Annotated in this window: 16 protein-coding genes and 1 tRNA gene; 13 read left to right on the top strand and 4 right to left on the bottom strand. The window is 65.1% G+C overall.

Annotated features, from left to right (window positions below; all coding sequences use genetic code 11):
* Positions 1–64: 64 nt before the first annotated feature.
* Positions 65–1,375, top strand: coding sequence for a solute carrier family 23 protein (locus AT699_RS23875; protein WP_024070092.1), 1,311 nt, complete (start codon positions 65–67; stop codon positions 1,373–1,375).
* Positions 1,376–1,489: 114 nt separating this feature from the next.
* Here the strand turns inward: AT699_RS23875 and AT699_RS23870 are convergent, their stop codons facing one another.
* Positions 1,490–3,109 (bottom strand): methyl-accepting chemotaxis protein, encoded by a 1,620-nt coding sequence (locus tag AT699_RS23870; protein WP_006385476.1) that lies wholly within the window; start codon positions 3,107–3,109, stop codon positions 1,490–1,492.
* Between the two features lie 697 nt (positions 3,110–3,806).
* Between AT699_RS23870 and greA the strand changes: the two genes are divergently transcribed.
* On the top strand, positions 3,807–4,283 hold the full coding sequence (greA, locus tag AT699_RS23865) for a transcription elongation factor GreA (protein ID WP_006385475.1): 477 nt from the start codon (positions 3,807–3,809) through the stop codon (positions 4,281–4,283).
* Between the two features lie 124 nt (positions 4,284–4,407).
* On the opposite strand, the gene AT699_RS23860 is transcribed toward greA, so the two are convergent.
* A complete protein-coding gene (locus AT699_RS23860; RefSeq protein WP_020926788.1) occupies positions 4,408–5,010 on the bottom strand; it encodes a YhbY family RNA-binding protein in 603 nt (200 codons plus the stop codon).
* A gap of 18 nt (positions 5,011–5,028) precedes the next feature.
* Here AT699_RS23860 and AT699_RS23855 point away from each other — a divergent pair, with 18 nt between their 5' ends.
* The 5 genes from AT699_RS23855 to AT699_RS23835 all read left to right on the top strand — a co-directional run bounded on the left by AT699_RS23855 (position 5,029) and on the right by AT699_RS23835 (position 11,015).
* Positions 5,029–5,661, top strand: a complete 633-nt coding sequence (locus tag AT699_RS23855; RefSeq protein ID WP_006385473.1) for an RlmE family RNA methyltransferase — start codon at positions 5,029–5,031, stop codon at positions 5,659–5,661.
* A 228-nt stretch (positions 5,662–5,889) separates the two neighbouring features.
* Positions 5,890–7,788, top strand: a complete 1,899-nt coding sequence (gene ftsH / locus AT699_RS23850) for an ATP-dependent zinc metalloprotease FtsH (RefSeq protein ID WP_006385472.1) — start codon at positions 5,890–5,892, stop codon at positions 7,786–7,788.
* 18 nt (positions 7,789–7,806) lie between these two features.
* Positions 7,807–8,652 (top strand): dihydropteroate synthase, encoded by an 846-nt coding sequence (gene folP / locus AT699_RS23845; RefSeq protein ID WP_006385471.1) that lies wholly within the window; start codon positions 7,807–7,809, stop codon positions 8,650–8,652.
* Entirely contained in the window at positions 8,649–9,992 is a 1,344-nt protein-coding gene (gene glmM, locus AT699_RS23840) for a phosphoglucosamine mutase (protein WP_006385470.1), read from the top strand. Before folP ends, glmM begins: the two co-directional genes overlap by 4 nt.
* Positions 9,993–10,211: 219 nt before the next feature.
* On the top strand, positions 10,212–11,015 hold the full coding sequence (locus AT699_RS23835; protein ID WP_006385469.1) for a GNAT family N-acetyltransferase: 804 nt from the start codon (positions 10,212–10,214) through the stop codon (positions 11,013–11,015).
* Between the two features lie 170 nt (positions 11,016–11,185).
* Here the strand turns inward: AT699_RS23835 and ppx are convergent, their stop codons facing one another.
* A complete protein-coding gene (gene ppx / locus AT699_RS23830) occupies positions 11,186–12,673 on the bottom strand; it encodes an exopolyphosphatase (RefSeq protein WP_006385468.1) in 1,488 nt (495 codons plus the stop codon).
* Between the two features lie 219 nt (positions 12,674–12,892).
* Between ppx and ppk1 the strand changes: the two genes are divergently transcribed.
* The 5 genes from ppk1 to pstB all read left to right on the top strand — a co-directional run bounded on the left by ppk1 (position 12,893) and on the right by pstB (position 19,195).
* Positions 12,893–14,968 carry a polyphosphate kinase 1 gene (ppk1, locus tag AT699_RS23825; RefSeq protein ID WP_006385467.1) on the top strand — a complete coding sequence of 692 codons (2,076 nt, stop codon included), beginning with the start codon at positions 12,893–12,895 and terminating at the stop codon, positions 14,966–14,968.
* A 326-nt stretch (positions 14,969–15,294) separates the two neighbouring features.
* Positions 15,295–16,335 carry a phosphate ABC transporter substrate-binding protein PstS gene (gene pstS / locus AT699_RS23820; RefSeq protein ID WP_006385466.1) on the top strand — a complete coding sequence of 347 codons (1,041 nt, stop codon included), beginning with the start codon at positions 15,295–15,297 and terminating at the stop codon, positions 16,333–16,335.
* A gap of 137 nt (positions 16,336–16,472) precedes the next feature.
* A complete protein-coding gene (gene pstC, locus AT699_RS23815; protein WP_035181926.1) occupies positions 16,473–17,489 on the top strand; it encodes a phosphate ABC transporter permease subunit PstC in 1,017 nt (338 codons plus the stop codon).
* A 24-nt stretch (positions 17,490–17,513) separates the two neighbouring features.
* On the top strand, positions 17,514–18,371 hold the full coding sequence (gene pstA / locus AT699_RS23810; protein ID WP_006385464.1) for a phosphate ABC transporter permease PstA: 858 nt from the start codon (positions 17,514–17,516) through the stop codon (positions 18,369–18,371).
* Positions 18,372–18,418: 47 nt separating this feature from the next.
* Positions 18,419–19,195 (top strand): phosphate ABC transporter ATP-binding protein PstB, encoded by a 777-nt coding sequence (pstB, locus tag AT699_RS23805; RefSeq protein ID WP_006385463.1) that lies wholly within the window; start codon positions 18,419–18,421, stop codon positions 19,193–19,195.
* 144 nt (positions 19,196–19,339) lie between these two features.
* Here the strand turns inward: pstB and AT699_RS23800 are convergent, their stop codons facing one another.
* Positions 19,340–20,695, bottom strand: a complete 1,356-nt coding sequence (locus AT699_RS23800) for an MFS transporter (RefSeq protein WP_006385462.1) — start codon at positions 20,693–20,695, stop codon at positions 19,340–19,342.
* Positions 20,696–20,862: 167 nt separating this feature from the next.
* Here AT699_RS23800 and AT699_RS23795 point away from each other — a divergent pair.
* A tRNA-Pro gene (locus AT699_RS23795) sits at positions 20,863–20,939 on the top strand.
* Positions 20,940–22,465 lie beyond the last annotated feature (1,526 nt).

Genomic DNA, 22,465 nt, shown 5'->3' with positions numbered 1-22,465 from the left:
TGCCGCCCGTTCCCGGCCCCCTTTACACTGGCGCCCGCTCACACCAAACACTCCCGGGGAATCCATGTCCAATTCCTATTTTCCGCGCTGGCGCCTGGCGGACGACGCCGAGCCCGGCGTCATCATCGCGCCCGATGAACGCCTGTCGTGGCCCAAGAACGTGGCCATGGGCGCCCAGCACGTGGTGGCGATGTTCGGCTCCACCGTGCTGGCGCCGCTGCTGATGGGCTTCGACCCCAACGTCGCCATCCTGATGTCGGGCATCGGCACGCTGATCTTCTTCCTGTTCGTGGGCGGGCGCGTACCCAGCTACCTGGGGTCCAGCTTCGCCTTCATCGGCGGCGTCATCGCGGTCACCGGTTACGCCGGCGGCGGCGCCAACGCCAACATCGGCGTGGCGCTGGGCGCCATCATCGCCTGCGGCCTGGCCTATACGCTGATCGGCGTGCTGGTCTGGATCGCCAACGGCCGCGCCGGCGGCGGCGCCAACTGGATCGACACCCTGATGCCGCCGGTCGTGACCGGCGCGGTGGTCGCGGTGATCGGCCTGAACCTGGCCCCCATCGCCGCCAAGGGCGCCATGGGCGCCTCGGGCTTCGACAGCGCCATGGCGATCGTCACCATCCTGTGCGTGGGCGGCATCGCCGTCTATACCAAGGGCATGGTGCAGCGCCTGTTGATCCTGGTCGGCCTGATCCTGGCCTGCGTGGTGTACGCGATCTTCGCCAACGGCATGGGGCTGGGCAAGCCGATGGACTTCTCGGCCGTGTCGGCCGCCGCCTGGTTCGGCCTGCCGCACTTCGCCGCGCCGGTGTTCAAGGCCGAGGCCATGGGCCTGATCGTGCCGGTGGCCATCATCCTGGTCGCCGAGAACCTGGGCCACGTCAAGGCGGTCAGCGCCATGACCGGCCAGGACCTGGATCGCTACCTGGGCCGCGCCTTCGTCGGCGACGGCGTGGCCACCATGGTCTCGGGCGCGGTCGGCGGCACCGGCGTCACCACCTACGCCGAGAACATCGGCGTGATGGCCGTGACCCGCATCTACTCGACCCTGGTATTCGTGATCGCCGCGCTGATCGCCATCGTGCTCGGGTTCTCGCCCAAGTTCGGGGCCCTGATCCAGACCATTCCCGCGCCGGTGCTGGGCGGCATGTCGGTGGTGGTGTTCGGCCTGATCGCCATTGCCGGGGCCCGCATCTGGGTGGTCAACCAGGTCGATTTCAGCGACAACCGCAACCTGATCGTGGCCGCGGTCACGCTGGTGCTGGGCGCGGGCGACTTCACCGTCAAGCTGGGCAATTTCACCCTGGGCGGCATCGGTACCGCGACTTTCGGCGCCATCATTCTCTACGCCCTGTTGCGCCGCAAGAAATAGGACGGGGCATGGGCGGCGGCCCATGCGCTGTTCCGGGGCCATGGGCCGCCCCGATCCCGCCCGGGGCGCCGCCGTGCCTGCGCCGCCCCGGATTCAGAAACCCGCCGCGCCTTTTCAGGGGCGCGACAAGCGCGAAGCCGGCGCCCGGCCGGTCATCTGCACCGGCGCCGCCTCGATCACCTGGCCCGACTGGGTCTTGAATACCGCGGTCGCCTCGGCCAGGCGCCTGGCCTGCTCCTCCATCGCCGATGCGGCCGCCGAGGCCTGTTCCACCAGCGCGGCGTTCTGCTGCGTCACTTCGTCCATCTGCGAGACCGCCAGGCTGACCTGATCGATGCCGCCCGCCTGTTGCGTCGATGCGGCGGAGATCTCGCCCATGATGTCGGCCACCCGCTGCACCGAGGTCACGATTTCCTCCATCGTCTGGCCGGCGGCCGATACCTGGGCCGAGCCGGCCGCGACCGTCTCGACCGAGGTTTCGATCAGCGCCTTGATTTCCTTGGCCGCCTGCGCCGCGCGCTGCGCCAGCGTGCGCACTTCGCCCGCCACCACCGCGAAACCCTTGCCCTGTTCGCCCGCCCGGGCCGCCTCCACCGCCGCGTTCAGCGCCAGGATGTTGGTCTGGAAGGCGATACCGTCGATCACCGAGACGATGTCGGCGATGCGTCGCGAGCTGTCGGAAATGCCCTGCATGGTGGCCACCACCTGGCCGACCGTGTGGCCGCCACGCTGCGCCACCTCCATGCTGACCGCCGCCAGCTGGTTGGCCTGGGCGGCGTTCTCGGCGTTCTGCTTTACCGTGGTGGCCAGCTCTTCCATGGTCGACGCGGTTTCCTCCAGCGCCGCGGCCTGCTCCTCGGTGCGGGTCGACAGGTTGGCGTTGCCGGCGGCGATTTCCGCGGCGCCGATGTTGATTTCCTCGACTCCCTGGCGCACGGCCGTCACCGTGCGCGTCAGGCCTTCCTGCATGCGCCGCACCGCCGAGAACAGCATGCCGATTTCATTATTGGAGCGGGCCTCGACCCGCTGGGTCAGGTCGCCGGCGGCGATGCGATCGAAATGCCGGCCGGCGTCCTGCAGCGGCAGCAGCACGCCACGCCGGATGAAGGCCCAGCACAGCGCGGCCAACAACAGCGCCACGGACAGCAGCACGATTGCCGACATTCTTGCGGTGGAATAAGTGGTCTGCGAGCGCGCCAGCACGTCGTCGCTGCGTTCCTGCACCCGCGTCAGGAAAACCTGCATGTCCTTGGCGAAAGCGGCATCGGCCTGGCGCACCCGCGGCTCGCTCTGCTGGTAGCGGGCCGCGGAGCGTTCCTTGAGGGCGGCGTCCAGTTCGTCCAGCACTGCCACATAGGCATTGAACTGACCTTGCAGAATCTGCGCCAGTTCCTGGCCGCGTTCGCTCTTTGGCACCGCCATATAGCGGGTGAACCGCTCGCGCGCCTGTTGCAGCTGGCTGGCGGCGGCGGACTCGGCGGTGGCGGCCTGGTCGGCGGCGCCCGCCTGCAGGTCGGCGATACCGGCGCCGAGCGCCAGCCGCGCCCGCAGCAGGGCGCCGCTGGCCTCGTACAACGGGTCGACCTGATGCACGGCCACATTATTCAGGTCCTCGATTTCCCGGACACTGTTTTCCGCATTGCGCCAACTCAGCCCGCACGCCAGGGCCAGGGTAATGACGAAAAAGAACAACACCAGCATCATGCCCGTACGGACTTTCATTTTTTCCAGCATGGGAGCTCCCGTTCTTGAACGCGCTCCACCCCGGGCGCGGGCCTTTGCCCGCAAGCGCCACGGCGGAGGGACGAACGTCGAGCCGGATGACTGCGATGCGTCCGCCCAACCTGCAACACGCACAATCAATCGATTTACGCGGCGGCCATGAACAGCCGGCGCGTCCCTTCGCTGCGAACCAGAAAAAATGCCGGCGAATACCGGCATGTATTTAATTGTTATTAATGGGCCAGTTTGTCGGTTATACCTTTTTTATTGAATACAACCGGCCGTTTTTACATAAACCCGGCCACCGCCGGGTTTATCCCTATCGCCCAGTATCTTTTATGCAACGCGGGCGGTGACCGGGAAACGACGGGTTTTAGCGGGTTACGGCGGCGAAATGCGCCGAAAACGCCGGTTTCTCCGGTGGCTTGCAATTCCCGCGGACTTTGACCACAATATGACCTTGATTGCCCCGGTTCCGACCCGAGCCGGGGTTTTGTTTTGGTCGCAGCTTGCCGCATTCGTCCGGCGGGCCGGCCCGAGCGGGCGCAAGGGGATCCATCGGGTTCAGCTTTGCCCGCCCCTGGCCGTTCCGCTCCTGGCGATGCCCGTCACGAGTCAGCTTCCGACGGCGCCCCATGCGTCAGGTCCAAGACCTTCACACCGAGAACGCTCCGTCGGGGGCGTTTTCTACTTTTGTTTGGGAAACGACATGTCTGCCATTCCTTTGACCGTGCGCGGGGCCGAGCGCTTGCAAGAAGAGCTCCAGCGGCTGAAAACCGTGGAACGTCCCGCCGTCATCAACGCTATCGCCGAAGCGCGCGCGCAGGGCGATCTGTCGGAAAACGCCGAGTACGACGCGGCTCGCGAGCGCCAGGGTTTCATCGAGGGCCGGATCGCCGAGCTTGAGGGCACGCTTTCCAATGCCCATCTGATCGATCCGACCTCGCTCGAGGCCGAAGGTCGCGCCGTGTTTGGCGCCACCGTCGACATCGAGGACCTGGATTCGGGCGATCGCGTGACGTACCAGATCGTCGGCGACGTCGAAGCCGACATCAAGTCGAACCTGATCTCCGTGTCGAGCCCCGTGGCCCGCGCGCTGATCGGCAAGAGCGAAGGCGACGTGGTCGAGGTCAAGGCCCCGGCTGGCGTTCGTGAGTATGAAGTGTTGAGCGTGCGTTACATCTGACGCTGGCTCTGAGCGGTAAAATCAGCAAAACACCATAGCCCGCACCGGATATCCGGCACGGCAATATTGCGGAACGCTATGGTGGACCGGGCGCGTAAAGCGCCCGTTTTTGTGCCCGGCGGTACTATCTTTTGGGCGACGACTTGCGGCTGGTGCCGCTGCGGGCCCCGGCCCGCAGGCTCAGCGCGCTGCCGGCGCGGCGCGGAATGCCGTGGCTGCCGGAAGTGGTTTTCTTGGTGCCGGGACGCATCGGCTTGCCGTTCTTGTTGAGCTGGTCCTGCGGCACGAAGCGCGTCTTCGGCTTGGGCTCTTCGGTTTCGGAACGGCGCGGGCGCTTGGCCAGGGTCTTGCCCTCGGCGGCCAGCTTCTTGGGCGTATGCGGCTCGGAGGCGCGGCGCTTGGCGGGGCGTTCCGGCTCGAGGGCGGCCAGCACGGGCGGCTTGATGTTGCCGGCCAGCGGGCGGAACAGGATCAGGGTCTTGCCCAGGTGGTGCACCGGGGCGCAGGACAGCGTGTCGCAGATGGTCGACAGCATGGCCTCGCGGGCCTCGCGATCGTCGCCGCCGGCCCGGACCTTGATCAGGCCGTGGGAAGTGAGTGCCAGGTCGATTTCCTTGAGCACGGCTTCGGTCAGGCCGTTGTCGCCGATCAGGACGACGGGGCGCAGAGGGTGGGCGGCGGACCGAAGGTCGCTACGCTCACGAGAGGTAAGTTCTAATATAGGCATGCGTGGAATTGTACGGTAATGGCCAAGAATAAATTCTCCAAAGACTGGATTCACCAGCACATCAACGATCCCTATGTGAAGATGGCGCAACAGAAGGGCTACCGGGCCCGCGCCGCCTTCAAGCTGATCGAGATTCTCGATACCGAGAAGCTGTTGCGGCGTGGCGACCTGGTGGTCGACCTGGGTTCGGCGCCCGGCAGCTGGTCGCAAGTGGCGCGCGAGCGCCTGGCGGGGCCGGGCGGGGTGGTGGACGGGCGCATCATCGCGCTCGACATGCTGCCCATGGAGCCCGTGGCGGGCGTCGAATTCATCCAGGGCGACTTCCGCGAAGATGACATTTTGAAACAGTTGGAAGACATGGTCGGATCGCGCGCGGTCGACCTTGTAATTTCCGACATGGCCCCCAACTTGTCTGGCGTGGGTATCGCCGACGCCGCGCGCATCCAGCACGTGTGCGAGCTGGCGATGGAATTTTCCCTTGCCCACCTCAAGCCCAACGGGGCGCTGATCGTCAAGGCATTCCACGGAACGGGCTTTTCGCAGATCGTGGAGTCCTACAAACAGCACTTCAAGCGGGTGGTCGAGCGCAAGCCGAAGGCATCGCGGGACAAGTCCTCCGAAACCTTTCTGGTTGCGCGCGATCTGAAATGACCCGCGCCGGGGCACGTGCCCTGGTGTCACAAGAACCTACCGGCCCGACGGCGGCCGGCCTGCCGAGACAACGACCAGCAAAATCACGAATCAGACGTAACTTAGCGGCCCGCCCCTTCCCAGGACGCAACCCGGTCCGACAGGGTAGAATGGGCTATTGACATACTTGTGACTGTGCCATATGCGGGTGCGCGGTCGCCGGTCGGAATCGAAAGCAGGAGATCGACCTTGAATAATTCATTTTCGAAAGTCGCCGTCTGGATGGTGATAGCCCTGGTGCTATTCACGGTCTTCAAGCAGTTCGACGGACGCGCGCAGACCCAGGACGGCGTGACCTACACGCAGTTCATGGACGACGCCAAGGCGGGCCGTATCCGCAAGGTGGACGTGCAAGGCGGCCCTGGTGGCGACGTGCTCTACGTCACGCCGGACGCGGGCCGCGCCTACACGCTGACCTCGCCGGGCGACCTGTGGATGGTCTCCGACCTGCTCAAGTACGGCGTGCAGGTGTCGGGCAAGCCGCGCGAAGAGCAGTCGCTGCTGATGAGCATCTTCGTGTCCTGGTTCCCCATGCTGCTGCTGATCGGCGTGTGGGTGTTCTTCATGCGCCAGATGCAGGGCGGCGGCAGGGGCGGCGCGTTCAGCTTCGGCAAGTCGCGCGCCCGCATGCTCGACGAGAACACCAACCAGATCACCTTTGCCGACGTCGCCGGCTGCGATGAGGCCAAGGAAGACGTCCAGGAACTGGTCGACTTCCTGCGCGACCCCAGCAAGTTCCAGAAGCTGGGCGGCCGCATCCCGCGCGGCGTGCTGATGGTCGGCTCGCCCGGCACCGGCAAGACGCTGCTGGCCAAGGCCATCGCCGGCGAAGCCAAGGTGCCGTTCTTCAGCATCTCCGGTTCGGACTTCGTTGAAATGTTCGTCGGCGTGGGCGCGGCCCGCGTGCGCGACATGTTCGAGAACGCCAAGAAGCACGCGCCCTGCATCATCTTCATCGACGAAATCGACGCCGTCGGCCGCCAGCGTGGCGCCGGCCTGGGCGGCGGCAACGACGAACGCGAGCAGACGCTGAACCAGATGCTGGTGGAAATGGACGGCTTCGAGTCGGGCCAGGGCGTCATCGTGATCGCCGCCACCAACCGTCCCGACGTGCTGGATCCGGCGCTGCTGCGTCCGGGCCGCTTCGACCGCCAGGTCGTGGTGCCGCTGCCCGACATCCGCGGCCGCGAGCAGATCCTGAAGGTCCACATGCGCAAGGTGCCGCTGTCGCCCAACGTCGACGCGACCATCCTGGCGCGCGGCACCCCGGGCTTCTCGGGCGCCGACCTGGCTAACCTGGTCAACGAGGCCGCGCTGTTCGCCGCGCGCCGCAATGGCCGCACGGTCGACATGTCGGACTTCGAAAAGGCCAAGGACAAGATCATCATGGGCGCCGAACGCCGCTCGATCGTCATGCCCGAAGAGGAACGCAAGAACACCGCGTACCACGAGTCCGGCCACGCCATCGTCGCGCGCATGCTGCCCAAGACCGACCCGGTCCACAAGGTCACCATCATCCCGCGCGGCCGCGCGCTGGGCGTGACGATGCAGTTGCCCGAGACCGATCGCTACAGCATGGACAAGAGCCGCCTGCTGTCGACCATCGCGGTGCTGTTCGGCGGCCGTATCGCCGAAGAGATCTTCATGAACCAGATGACCACCGGCGCCTCGAACGACTTCGAACGCGCCACGGCCATCGCCCGCGACATCGTCACGCGCTACGGCATGACCGACGAACTGGGCCCGATGGTCTACGCCGAGAACGAAGGCGAGGTCTTCCTGGGCCGCAGCGTGACCAAGACCACGCACATGTCCGAAGCCACCATGCAGAAGGTGGATTCCGAGATCCGCCGCATCATCGACGAGCAGTACGGTGTCGCGCGCAAGATCCTGGAAGACAACCGCGACAAGGTCGAAGTCATGACCGCCGCGCTGCTCGAATGGGAAACCATCGACGCCGACCAGATCGACGACATCATCGAGGGCCGCCCGCCGCGTCCCCCGAAGACGCCGCAGGGTCCGTCGGACACGTCGGACACGCCTCCGACCGGCCTGGCCGCCGGCGGCAACACGGCAGCCGCGGTCTGAGGTCTTTCGTCCTGATTTATGGCGAATAACTTCCTTTGCGGGCGCTTCGAGTTCGATCTCGAGCGCCCGCTTGTCATGGGTATCGTCAATGTCACGCCGGACTCGTTTTCCGACGGCGGCCAGCACGACGATACCGATTCCGCGGTGGCGCATGCGCGCCGCTTGATTGAAGAGGGCGCGCGGATCCTGGACCTGGGCGGCGAGTCGACGCGGCCGGGCGCCGAACCGGTGTCGGTCGCCGACGAACTGGCGCGCCTGCTGCCGGTGATCGAGGCGCTGCGCGATTGCGGCGTGCCGCTGTCCATCGACACCTTCAAGCCCGAAGTCATGCGCGCCGTGCTCGACGCCGGCGCCGACATGATCAACGACATCTACGGGTTCAGGCAGCCGGGCGCCATCGAGGCGGTGGCGCAATCGCGCTGCGGATTGTGCGTCATGCACATGAAAGGTGAGCCGCGCACCATGCAGGCGACGCCGCCCGAATATTCCGACCTGATCGGCGAAATCGGACTCTTCCTGGGATCGCGGGCGCAAAAGCTGCGCGCCGCCTGGGTCGATCCCCGACGCATCGTGCTGGACCCCGGTTTCGGGTTCGGCAAGACCGCCGACCAGAATTTCCAATTGCTGCGCCGGCTGTCCAGCCTGCGCAGCGGCGGTTATCCATTGCTGATCGGCCTGTCGCGCAAGAACATGATCGGCCAGGCCACCGGCCGGCCGGTCGGCGACCGGCTGCCCGGCAGCATTGCCGCCGCCCTGGCCTGCGTGGCCCGTGGCGCCTCCATCGTGCGGGTGCACGACGTGGCGGCCACGGTCGACGCGCTCAAGGTCTGGCAGGCGGCTGAACAAGGAGCAATCACTTCATGATTCGACGCAAGTATTTTGGTACCGATGGTGTGCGCGGCGAAGTCGGCGGCGCGGTGATCAACGCCGAATTCGCCCTGCGCCTGGGCTACGCCGCCGGCCGCGTGCTGGCTCGCGAGCACGCGGTGCGTGGCGGCAGCCGCCCGCAGGTGGTGATCGGCAAGGACACCCGCATTTCCGGCTACATGCTGGAATCGGCGCTGGAAGCCGGGCTGTCGGCCGCGGGCATCGACGTGCTGCTGGCCGGCCCGATTCCCACGCCCGCGGTCGCCTACCTGACCCGCGCGCTGCGCCTGGTCGCCGGCATCGTCATCAGCGCCTCGCACAATCCCTACCAGGACAACGGCATCAAGTTCTTCTCGGCCCAGGGCATGAAGCTGCCCGACGAGATCGAGGCCGCCATCGAGATCGCCCTGGACGAACCGCTGGGCTGCGTCAGCTCCGAAGGCCTGGGGCGCGCGCGTCGCATGTCGGATTCCCAGGGCCGCTACATTGAATTCTGCAAGAGCACCTTCCCCAACGATCTGGACCTGAACGGCATGACGATCGTGGTGGACGCGGCCCACGGCGCGGCCTACAACATCGCGCCGCACGTGTTCCGCGAACTGGGCGCCGAAGTGCACGCCATCGGGGTGCATCCCGACGGTTTCAACATCAACAAGGGCGTGGGCGCGCTGCACCCCGAACTGCTGGCCAAGGAAGTGAAGGCGCGCGGCGCCCAACTGGGCATCGCGCTGGACGGCGATGCCGACCGCCTGCAGATGGTGGATGGCGACGGCCGCATCTACAACGGCGACGAATTGCTCTACGCGATCCTGCGCGAGCGTATGCAGCGCGGCAAGGTGGATGGCGTGGTCGGCACGCTGATGACCAACTTCGGCTTCGAGCGCGAATTGCAACGCCTGGGCGTGGGTTTCGAGCGCGCCAACGTGGGCGACCGCTACGTGCTGGAGCAGATGCAGGCGCGCGGCTGGCTGTATGGCGGCGAAAGCTCGGGCCACCTCCTGTGCCTGGACTGCCATTCGACTGGCGACGGCATCGTGGCGGCGCTGCAGGTGCTGACGGCGTTGCGTCGCAACCATGTGTCGATGGCCGATTGGGTCAAGGATCTGCGCATGTACCCGCAGAAGATGATCAACGTGCCGTTGACGCCGGGCCAGGATTGGAAAACCCACCCCGGCCTGACGGCGGCGCGCCGGGCGGTCGAGGAGGAACTGGCGGGCCGCGGGCGCATCCTGATCCGCGCCTCCGGCACCGAGCCCAAGCTGCGGCTGATGGTCGAGGCCGAGGACGAGGCCCTGGCCGTGGCCAGCGCCGAGAAGCTGGCGGCCAGCCTGGGGTAGGTTCAACCATCCGCTCCAGACCCGACATGGCCATTCATTGTTTCGCGATGAATGGCCATTATTTGTGAATATTTCGTCTTTGTTTGTAAAGTTTTGTCGAGCTTTGCAGGAATTGACTCTCCTCGCTCCAAACTAAACTTCATAGTCACGTAACATATTGGTCAAGTCATTGACATACAGGGCGTCCAAACTGACCGGACTCTCTAGGAGCTTCGCGCAATGCTGGAACTAGCACGCATCAACCCAAGCCGTAATGCCGCAGAACCATGGACGGGCGCCGCCCCCCGGGTGCTGGTGGTCGGCCTGGCGCGCACGGCCGAGGAAATCGAACAGATCCAGCGCCTGCGCTACGACGTCTTCACCGAAGACATGGGTGCGGTCTTCCCGGATGCCCAGGACGGAATCGAGCACGACCGCTTCGATCCTTTCTGCGAGCACCTGATGGTGCGCGAGCTCGACACCGGCCGCGTCGTGGGCACCTACCGCATCCTTACGCCCGAAAAGGCGCGCGAGGCGGGCGGCTACTACTCGCAGTCCGAATTCGACCTGTCGGGGCTGGGCGCCATCCGCGACGAGCTGGTGGAAGTGGGGCGTTCGTGCACCCACGCCGACTACCGCAACGGCGCGGTCATCATGCTGTTGTGGTCGGGCCTGGCGGAATACCTGCGCCGCGGCGGCTACCAATACGTGCTCGGTTGCGCCAGCGTCAGCCTGCGCGACGATGGCGTCACGGCGGCCGAAGTGTGGCGCACCATTTCCAAGCAGCTGCCGAAAGAGGGCGAGCCGCAGGTCACGCCCTTGCATCGCTACCCCGTGGAAAAGCTCAACAGCACGCTGCCGGCGCGCGTGCCGCCGCTGATCAAGGGATACCTGAAACTGGGCGCCACGGTTTGCGGCGAACCGGCCTGGGATCCCGATTTCAATGCGGCCGATTTTCCGGTGCTGCTGAAGATGGACGGCATGGACGAGCGCTACCGCCGCCATTTCGGCCTGGATCAACCCGCGACCGTCGGCCAGCGCTGATCATGCGCCGCCTGTTCCGCCGTATGAAGATCAAACTGATTCGGCGGGCCACGCGGCCTTTCCGCCTGGAACTCAAGCAGCTCGATCGCCAGACCGATCTGTCGCCGTTCTAGCCGCCCCCCGCCGTTGCACGGCAAAAGGCCCCGGATATTTCCGGGGCCTTGTCGTTTTCAGAACTCGAGCAGCTCGAACGAGAAGCCGACCTTCGACCATTCCGCTTCTTCCGCCCGCAGCGTGAAGTCGCTGAGCGGGTGTTGCGCCAGCCAGTCACGGTTCACGCGCACCACGATGGAATCGTTGCGCATGGACGCGGTCAGGGGCAGCGGTTCGATTTCACCACGGCGGCGGAACAGCAGCACGGCCAGCCGCAGGCTCAGGATGGCCATCCATTGGGCGCGGTTGCGCACCAGCGGTTCCAGCTTGCCCAGCTTGCCTTGGTGGCCCAGCGCCAGCAGCGCCAGCAACTGCTGGTCGGCGCGGGAAAAGCCCGGCATGTCGGCGTTTTCAAGCACGTAGGCAGTGTGCTTGTGATAGGCGTTGTGGGCGATCGACAGCCCGACTTCGTGCAGGTCGGCGGCCCAGCCCAGGGCCGCGCGCAATTCGGTGCGTTCGGCGCCTTCGGGCATCATCGCGTCGAACAGGCTGAGCGCGGCGTGGCGCACGCGCCGGGCCTGGTTGACGTCGACGTGGTAGCGCTTCACGAACTGGCGCACCGATTCGTCGCGCTTGTCGTGTTCGTCGTCGCGGCCGAGCAGGTCGTACAGCACGCCCAGGCGCAGGGCGCCGTCGCCCGTGTGCATGACGTCGATGCCAAGCTCGTCGAACAGCGCGCTCATGATGGCCAGCCCGCCCGGCAGCACGTCGGCGCGCTCGACCTTGATGCCGGGCAGTTCCGACGGGATGACGCGGCCGGCGCGCACGATGCGGTCCTTCAGCTTGCTCAGGCCGGCGCGGGTGATGCCGCGGTCGGACATGCCGCCTTCGGTGAGGATGGCGAACAGTGCCTTGGCGGTGCCGGACGAGCCGTAGGCTTCCTTCCAGCCCGTCTTGCGGTACTGCTTGGCGATGACTTCGATCTCGCGCCGGGCGGCCAGTTCGGCCTGCTTCATCTGGTGGGCGTCGACGATGCCATCCGAGAAGAACTGCCGGCTGTAGCTGACGCAGCCCATATACAGGGACGACATCAGGCCGGGCTCGTGGCCCTTGCCGATGATGACCTCGGTGGAGCCGCCGCCGATGTCGATCACCAGGCGCTTGTTGGGCGAAGGGGGCAGGGTATGGACCACGCCCGAGAAGATCAGGCGGGCCTCTTCGCGTCCGGCGATGACTTCGATGGGAAAGCCCAGGGCAGCCTCGGCCCGGGGCAGGAAATCGCGGGTGTTGCGCGCGACCCGGAAGGTGTTGGTCGCCACCGCGCGCACGCGGTTGGGATGGAAACTGCGCAGGCGATCGCCGAAACGTTCGAGGACGGCGATGGCGCGCTCGATGGCGTCGTCGCCCAGGCGTTTTTCGGCGTCCAGCCCGGCGGCGAGCCGGACGGTTTCCTTGAGGCGGTCGATCTGGTAGATCTGGGGCGTACCGTCCTGCTGAACGATGCGTCCGATGGAGAGGCGGAAGCTGTTGGACCCGAGGTCCACGGCGGCCAGAAGTTGATCCATGCGGCTCGTGATTTTGGCTGTGAGGTGGCCTGATTATAGAGACCCCATATGACAGCGCCGGCCCCCGCGGGTTTTCGCTTATGGAACAGATAGTTGGCGCCGGGAGACCATGCGCCATACGTCCCGGTTTTGTCGTACGCTACGCATTTGGCGTTGTGTCATAGAACCGTCACTCTTTTGAAGTAAAACTCCACGCTTTCCTTACGTATGGAATCCGGTATGACCACTCGCCCGCCCGCCGAGCCGCTGCTGCTGAACCGTGAATTGTCGCTGCTCAAATTCAACGAGCGCGTGCTGGCGATGGCGGAAAATCCCGGCACGCCCCTGCTCGAACGGCTGCGCTACGTGTGTATCGTCAGTTCCAACCTGGACGAGTTCTTCGAGATCCGGATCTCCAGCCTGAAAGAGCAGCAGCGCCAGTCGCCCAACCTGGTGGGGCCGGACGGCATGACGCCCGACCAGGCGTTCGAGAACGTCCAGCAGGCGGTGCACGAGCTGGTGGGGCGCCAGTATGCGTTGCTCAACGACGCCATCCTGCCGGCGCTGCAGGCCGAGGGCATCGCGCTGCATCATGCGTCGGAATGGAATGCCGAGCAGCAGGAATGGGCGCGCGAGGTCTTCAACCGCGACGTCATGCCGCTGCTGACCCCGATCGGGCTGGACCCGGCGCACCCGTTTCCGCGGGTCTACAACAAGAGCCTGAACTTCATCGTTTCCCTGTCCGGCGCCGACGCCTTCGGCCGCCAGGCCTCTATCGCCGTGGTGCAGGCGCCGCGCGCGCTGCCGCGCCTGATCAAGATGCCGCAGGAGCTGTCCGGCCATCCGGAAGGCTACATCCTGCTGACCTCGTTGCTGCGCGCCTTCGTCGGCGAGCTGTTTCCGGGCCTGGAAATGCTGGGCTGCTACCAGTGGCGGGTGACGCGTAACAGCGACCTGTTCGTGGACGAGGAAGAAGTCACCAATCTGCGCCACGCCTTGCAGGGCGAGCTGTCGCAGCGCAACTTCGGCGCGGCGGTGCGGCTGGAGATCGACAAGCTGACCCCGGTCGAGCTGGAAACCTTCCTGCAGCGCGAATTCTCGCTCAAGCCCGAGGACACCTACCGCGTGCCGGGGCCGGTGAACCTGTCGCGCCTGATGCAGCTGTGCAATTCGCCCAACCGGCCCGACCTGCTGTTCCCCGACTACCGCGCGCCGGTGCCGGCGCCGTTCGACCGCGTCGGTGACAAGCCGGCCGAGCTGTTCGAGGCCGTGGCCGAGCAGGACCGCCTGCTGCACCACCCCTATCAGTCGTTCCAGCCCGTCATCGATTTCCTGACCGCCGCCGCGCTGGATCCGGACGTGATGGCCATCAAGCAGACCATCTACCGCACCGGCGAGGATTCCGAGCTGATGAAGATCCTGCTGGCCGCCGCGCGCGCCGGCAAGGAAGTGACGGTGGTGGTAGAGCTGATGGCGCGTTTCGACGAACAGACCAACATCAACTGGGCCTCCAAGCTGGAAGAGGTGGGGGCGCACGTGGTCTACGGCGTGGTCGCGCACAAGACCCACGCCAAGATGGCGGTGGTGCTGCGGCGCGAAAAGGGCCGCCTGCGCCGTTATGCCCACCTGGGCACCGGCAACTACCATCCGCGCACGGCGCGCCTGTATACCGATTTCGGCCTGCTGACCGCCGATCCGAAGCTGTGCGAGGACATGGACAAGGTGTTTGCGCAGCTGACCGGCCTGGGCGCGCGCCGCGCGCTCAAGTCGCTGATGCAGTCGCCCTTCACCATGCACGACGGCATGGTGGCGCTGATCCGCGCCGAGGCGCGCGCCGCCAAGGCGGGCCAGCGCGCCCGCATCATGGCCAAGATGAACTCGCTGCTGGAAGAGCAGATCATCGAGGAACTCTACAAGGCCAGCCAGGCCGGCGTGAAGATCGACCTGATCGTGCGCGGCGTCTGCGCGCTGCGCGCGGGGGTGCCGGGGCTGTCGGAAAACATCCGGGTGCGTTCCATCGTCGGCCGCTTCCTGGAGCACTCGCGCGTCTTCTATTTCTATGCCGACGGCGCCGAGACGGTGTATCTGTCCTCGGCCGACTGGATGGACCGCAACTTCTTCCGCCGCGTCGAAATCGCCTTCCCGATCTACGACAAGACCCTCAAGAAACGCGTCATCGACGAGGCCTTCACCTTCGCCCTGCGCGACAACCAGCTCGCCTGGCAACAACAGGCCGACGGCGACTACGTCCGCGTCCGCAGCCGCCGCGAACCCTTCAATCTGCACCAATACCTGATGCAGAAACTGGGCGTGTAACACAGGGCCGCGCGGATCCGACCCGCCGGCCCACCTCTGGCGCCCCCGGGGAAACGACTCCGCCCCCGGGGAAACGACTCCGCCCCCCATTTCCACCAGCAAACCGCCCCCCATCCCACCCGCGCCCTCCCAAGCCAGGCCGCGCGGATCCGGCTCCGCCGGTCCGCCACCGGCGCCCCCCTGGGGGGGAAGCGCGCAGCGCTCCGGGGGGGGTATATGACTGTCACTATCCTGTCACGTTGGACTTCTAAGATGCGAGGGTCGCTGAAAGACAGGCAGTGGAAAGCCTGCCAAAGACTCCTCTAACGAGCACAGAAGGAACCAAGATGTTCAAACGTGTCTTCAAACAAGTTTCCCTGGGCGTCGCGCTGAGCGCCGCCGTTTTCGCCGTCCAGGCCGCCGATGTGACCGGCGCCGGCGCTTCGTTCCCGTACCCGATCTACGCCAAGTGGGCGTCGGACTACAAGGCTGCCACCAACAACGCCGTGAACTACCAGTCGATCGGTTCGGGCGGCGGTCAGCAACAGATCATCGCCAAGACCGTCGATTTCGGCGCCTCGGACGATCCCATGAAGGCCGCCGACCTGGAAAAGAATGGTCTGCTGCAGTTCCCGGCCGTCATCGGCGGCACCGTGGCCGTGGTGAACATCGACGGCATCGAGCCGGGCAAGCTGAAGCTGTCGGGCAAGGTCCTGGGCGACATCTTCCTGGGCAAGATCAAGAAGTGGGACGACGCCGCCATCAAGGCGCTGAACCCCGACCTGAAGCTGCCGTCGGCCGACATCATCGTCGTGCACCGTTCGGACGGTTCGGGCACCACCTTCGGCTGGACCAACTACCTGTCCAAGGTGTCGCCGGAATGGAAGGAACAAGTCGGCGAAGGCAAGGCCGTCAAGTGGCCCGTGGGCCAGGGTGGCAAGGGCAACGAAGGCGTCGCTGCCTACGTCGGCCAGTTGAAGAACTCGATCGGCTACGTCGAATACGCCTACGCCAAGCAGAACAAGCTGGCCTGGACCCAACTGCAGAACAAGGCCGGCAAGTTCGTCCAGCCGGAACAGAAGGCCTTCGCCGCCGCTGCCGCGAACGCCGACTGGAAGAGCGCGCCTGGCATGGGCGTGGTGCTGACCGACGAGCCGGGCGCCGATTCGTGGCCCGTCACCGCCGCCACCTTCATTCTGGTCCACAAGTCGCAGGACAAGCCGGTGCAAGGCAAGGCCGTGCTGGACTTCTTCGACTGGGCCTTCAAGAACGGCGCCAAGTCGGCTGAAGCCATGGACTACGTGCCGCTGCCGGAAGCCGTCACCAAGGAAATCCGCGCCGCCTGGGGCGAGGTCAAGTCCGCCGACGGCAAGGCCGTCTGGAAGTAAAGCGGTTGCCCGGCGCGACGGTCCAGCCACGCGCCGGCATCTGCCAACTGCCCCGGCATCCGGTTCGCCGGACGTCGGGGCGGGTCTCCCGGACCCATTCGTCGTTTCCCCCAAGGTTTCCTAAGGAAAGTCCATCCATGAGCGCGGTAATGGATAATAGTGTGCCGCTTCCGCCCAGCGTGGCGGACTCCGTGACTACCGGCACGCCTTCGCCTATGAAGCAAAACAAAAACGCGCTGATGGATGCGCTGTTCAAGAACCTGACCCGCCTGTTCGCCTTCCTGGTGTTCATCCTGCTGGCGGCGATCCTCGTTTCCCTGATCTATGGCAGCCGCGAATCGCTGGCCAAGTACGGCCTGTCGTTCCTGTGGCTCAACGATTGGGACCCCGTCAAGCAGAACTATGGCGCGGTGGTGCCCATCATCGGCACGCTGCTGACCTCGGCCATTGCCCTGATCATCGCGGTGCCGGTGTCGTTCGGCATCGCCATCTTCCTGACCGAACTGTCGCCGACCTGGCTGCGCCGCCCGCTGGGCACCGCGGTCGAGATGCTGGCGGCGATTCCGTCGATCATCTACGGCATGTGGGGCCTGTTCGTCTTCGTGCCGGTGTTCCAGCAATACGTGCAGCCTTTCCTGATCGCCACGCTGGGCAGTGTGCCCATCATCGGCGGCATCTTCGCGGGACCGCCATTCGGCATCGGCATCTTCACCGCCGGGCTGATCCTGTCGATCATGATCATCCCGTTCATCGCCGCGGTGATGCGCGACGTGTTCGAACTGGTGCCCGCCATGCTGAAGGAATCGGCCTACGGCCTGGGCAGCACGACCTGGGAAGTGATGTGGCGCGTGGTGCTGCCGTTCACCAAGTCGGGCGTCATCGGCGGCATCATGCTGGGCCTGGGGCGCGCGCTGGGCGAGACCATGGCGGTGACCTTCGTGATCGGCAACGCCTTCAAGTGGTCCGGTTCGCTGTTCTCCCCGGGCAACTCGATCGCCTCGGCCCTGGCCAACGAATTCAATGAAGCCGGCGGCATCCAGAAGTCGGCGTTGCTGGAACTGGGCCTGATCCTGTTCCTGATCACCACGATCGTGCTGGCGCTTGCCAAGATGCTGCTGGTCCGCCTGTCGGCCGGTGAAGGCAAGCGTACCTGACCGGCGCCGCACAAGGAAAAGATCATGGCTGCTGTATCCGTACTCAATATGCAAAACGGCGTCTACCGCCGGCGCCGCGTGGTCAACCGCGTGATGCTGACCATCTCGCTTGGCACCCTGGTGTTCGGCCTGTTCTGGCTGTTCTGGATCATCCTGACGCTGCTGCTCAAGGGCGCGCCGGCGCTGTCGTACACGCTCTTCACCGAGATCACGCCGCCGCCCGGGCAGTCCGGCGGGCTGGTCAATGCCATCTTCGGCAGCGTGATGATGGCGGGCGTGGGCACGCTGATCGGCACGCCGGTCGGCATCCTGGCCGGCACCTACCTGGCCGAATACGGCCAGCGCGGCTGGCTGGCGCCGGCCACGCGCTTCCTGAACGACGTGCTGCTGTCGGCCCCGTCCATCATCATCGGTCTGTTCATCTACGCCGTGTACGTGGCGCAGGTCGGGCACTATTCGGGCTGGGCCGGCGCCATCGCGCTGTCGATCCTGGTGATCCCGGTGGTGGTGCGCACCACCGACAACATGCTGCTGCTGGTGCCCAACAGCCTGCGCGAAGCCGCGGCCGCGCTGGGCTGCCCGAAGTGGCGCATGATCACCCTGGTGTGCTATCGCGCCGCCAAGACCGGCATCATCACCGGCGTGCTGCTGGCGATTGCCCGCATCTCGGGTGAAACCGCGCCGCTGCTGTTCACCGCGCTGTCGAACCAGTTCATGTCGACCAACATGAACGGCCCGATGGCCAACCTGCCGGTCGTGATCTACCAATACGCCGCCAGCCCCTTCAAGGACTGGAACGACCTGGCCTGGGCCGGCGCCACCCTGATTACGCTGCTGGTGCTGGGCATCAACATCATCGCCCGCAACATGTTCCGCAAATAAAGATCGCTTTGCCGGCGCGCGTGCCGCGCCGGACCTAGGGAAACCAAATGGAAAACACCGCCACCGCCGTCAAGAACAAGATCGAGGTCAAGAACCTGAACTTCTACTACGGCAAGTTCCATGCGATCCGCAATGTGAACATGTCGATCCAGGAGAAGAAGGTCACCGCCTTCATCGGCCCGTCGGGCTGCGGCAAGTCGACGCTGCTGCGCACCTTCAACCGCATGTTCGAGCTGTACCCGGGCCAGCGCGCCGAGGGCGAGATCATCCTGGACGGCGAGAACCTGCTGACCGCCAAGACCGATATCTCGCTGATCCGCGCCAAGGTCGGCATGGTGTTCCAGAAGCCCACGCCGTTTCCCATGAGCATCTACGACAACATCGCCTTCGGCGTGCGCCTGTTCGAGCGCCTGTCCAAGGGCGAGATGGACGAGCGCGTGGAGTGGGCGCTGAGCAAGGCCGCGCTCTGGAACGAAGTGAAGGACAAGCTGCACCAGAGCGGCAACAGCCTGTCGGGCGGCCAGCAACAGCGCCTGTGCATCGCGCGCGGCGTGGCCATCAAGCCGGAAGTGCTGCTGCTGGACGAGCCGTGTTCGGCACTGGATCCGATCTCGACCGCCAAGATCGAGGAACTGATCGCCGAACTGAAGAACGACTACACCGTCGTCATCGTGACCCACAACATGCAGCAGGCCGCCCGCTGTTCGGATTTCACGGCCTACATGTACCTGGGCGAACTGATGGAATTCGGCCAGACTGACCAGATCTTCGTGAAGCCGTCGCGCAAGGAAACCGAGGACTACATCACCGGCCGCTTCGGCTGATCGGCGGCGGGAGCGCGCCTGGCGGGCAACCGGCGGGCGGCGCTCCCGCGGCGCTTCATCACGGTGGTATCGGCGGCGCGCCCGGAAGGGCGCGCCGTTGTCATTTCCGCTGGCCTGCGTTGCTCGCCCGGCAGATGGGCAGCATCAGGAACGCTGCTGTTCCAGCGTCCGCGCGCCGGCCGCGGGTTGCGCCGACGCGCCACCGGCGTAGCGCCCCGGGATCAGGATCACGAACACCGCCGCCAGCACCGCCGCGCACGAGAACGCCATGAAATTCCATGCCAGCGGCAGCTGCAGCCCGGCCAGATAGCCGCCGACGATGGGGCCGCTCATCGCGCCGATGCGGGCGAACGACAGCGCCCAGCCGGTGGCGGCGCCACGCGCATGCGCCGGGTAGTAGCCCGCCAGATAGCCGGTCAGGATCAGCGAAGACGAAATGCTGCCGATCCCTGCCAGCGCCACCCACAGGTAGTTGACCGCCAGCGGATTGTTGTAGGTCAGGCAATAGATGCCGATAGCGCCCACCAGATAGAACAGCGCCACGATCCTGCGCGGTTCGCTCTTGTCGGCGAACTGGCCCAGCACCAGGCCGCCGATCGCGGAGGCCAGGCTGAAGACCAGCAGGAACGAGATGCTCGACCCCAGGTCGTAGCCGTTCTTGCGCATGATCTGCGGCAGCCAGGTGTTCAGGCCGTAGACCAGCATCATGCCCAGGAACAGCGCTCCCCAGAAGCACAGGGTGGCGCGCAGGTGGCGCGGCGCGAAAACCGCGGCCATCACATCGCGCCAGGTGGTCTTCTCGCCCGTCACTTCGCGCGGGCGGAACGGCTCCAGCGAGGCGATGCCCAGGCGTTGCGCCATGGCGCGGGCGCCGGCCTCGTCGCCCTTGGCCAGCAGGTATTCGAGCGACTCGGGCAGCAGGCGCGCCAGCACCGGCACCAGCAGCAGCGGCGCCGCGCCCACCAGGATCACCGCGCGCCAGCCCCAGTGCTGCAGCACCGCCATGGCCACCGCGGCCGAGCACAGGATGCCGAGCGAGTAGCCGGAGTACATGACGCCGTAGTTGAAGCCGCGCTTTGCGGGCGGTGAATACTCGATCGTCAATGCCGCCGCCACCGGGATCACGCCGCCCAGCCCCAGGCCGCCGATGAAGCGGAAGGCCGCGAACCAGGTCGGGGTGGGCGCCCAGGCCGCGCCGATCATGGTCAGGGAGAACAGCGTCACGCAGGCCAGCAGCATGCGCCGGCGGCCCAGCAGGTCGGACAGCGTGCCCACCGCGAACGAGCCGACGAACATGCCTGCCAGCGCGTAGCTGCCCAGCATGCCCAGTTCGATCGAACTGAGATTCCAGCTCTTGTCGTCGGCCAACGCCGGCAGCACCGCGCCCATGACGCCGACGTCGTAGCCCTCGAACAGGATGGCCAGCCAGCAAACGAACAGCACGGTGTAGGTGGTCCGCGCGGGCGTGGCCCAGGCGGACGGAGTGGAGGCGTTAGCCATGTGGTTCCCGATGAATGTCGTTATGAGTCGTGGGGCTTAGAGGGCCGCATTTAATTTATGCTTCAACTATATAGGTGTCAATCAGGGCACGCCCGACGGGCGCGGAGCGGCGGCATGCTCCCGATGTGGTCGGGGATGGCGCCGGTATCTGGTATAGTTGCGACCCTCGGGGCGTAGCGCAGCCTGGTAGCGCATCTGCTTTGGGAGCAGAGGGTCGTGAGTTCGAATCCCACCGCCCCGACCAATAAAATCAAAGGGTTAGCTCAATGTCGTTGAGCTAACCCTTTTTCTTTGCTGGGCATATGGGACAACATATGGGACAACGAACTTGCAGTTGGCGGTGAGCAAGTTCAGGCGGCATCAAGGCAAGGATGTGCACTCGGTGGCAATAGCCCATCTCGGGACTTGCCGGGTCTCTGCTTGATTGGGGGGGGGCGGGCAGCTCGCCGCACTTTAGGCTCATCAGGCCAATTGGGTGGGTTCTGGGGACTGTTGCGCTTGGGGCAGGCCAAACCCCTTCATCTGAGGCTGTGTGTGCTGGGGCAGCAAAGCGACAGTTCCCGAGCTCAGGTCGCAGAGCATCGGCGGCACCACGCGACAGTTGAATCGTTACGACCCCTCGGCCCTTCCATCCTCGCGGCGTTATTCGTTAGCGGAGCAAATGCCGAGCTGTGCTGTGGACCGGTCTTCCGCGGTTGCACTTTTAAAGCGTCGCGGCCTGTACTCTGCATGTGCTGTGTGCATTGCACTGAGACCATACTGCACACCTCAGTGTCAAATGCGCTCTGAGCTGCGCTGAGAGAAATCAAAGTCGACGGTCTATCCGACCCGAACGGCGGAGACTTGGCCTAGTACGGGAATGAGGGGATAGGGCATCCTTTAACCTAGTACTGATACGAGGGGTGCCCTTTCGACAATGGAAGTAGGAGTTGCCGCAATGTCTGAATGGCTGCGACAGGAACACGGAGTCTTTCAGGCGGCTAACAGATTATTTCGCTGAGTCGACCCCGGGCTGGCCGCGATCCCGCGTATGAGGCGCTGAAACTTGTCCGCAGGTCCGTAGATTTCACCCCGCCGCAACCGTCCGCACTTGTGAATCGTGGGGGGGCTTGGTGGATCCTGCTGCACCGAAGGAGGGTGGGGCGCGATTAATGCTCAGAAACACGGACCGTGGGTCGCAGCAAAAAGGTCGGCAATGGCTGGACCAAGCGCGGTTCATGTCGCGGAGGAGTTAGTGGCTTGAATTGCCGACAGGATATTTGAGTATCTCGGCCTGGCAAATAGTTCCCAGTCAAAAGAGCCCGGCTCGTGGCGTTGCAAAAGTAACTCCCACCTTGAGACGCCGGCGCCCGACAGTTGCCACCCTAGTCACGTACGTCTGGAACATCATCAACCGTTGATCGTTCCAGCTTCACTGACGGTGGGCGAGGGGCGGGGCGGCTGTCCAGTTGTGGACCATCGAACAGATCCGGAGTGCTTGGCTGGCGTAGAGATCAAGTGTTGACGCGATCAGTCAAAGCCCTTTTCAAACACCCTATCAAAATCCCTATCAAATATTCCGAATATGCGGGGAAGCTTGGCGCCCCGGTGGGCATCGATTCTTGCCATGGACAAAAGGGAAGGCTGGCTCGGCGGTCTCACGTTCTAGCGAGCGAAGTCGTTGGATTGTGCAATACAGGACTCTGGCCACACCCTCCGACTTGCCCACTTTCTTTTGCACGGCGCCAACCGTCTTCTAGACCCTGCAAGGCAAAAACTCGGAGATTCGAC

It is taken from the genome of Achromobacter xylosoxidans (assembly GCF_001457475.1).
In the GTDB taxonomy this organism is placed as follows: domain Bacteria; phylum Pseudomonadota; class Gammaproteobacteria; order Burkholderiales; family Burkholderiaceae_B; genus Achromobacter; species Achromobacter xylosoxidans.
The sequence above is the reverse complement of the archived record's forward strand: the minus strand, read 5'-3'. Positions and strand labels throughout refer to the sequence as shown.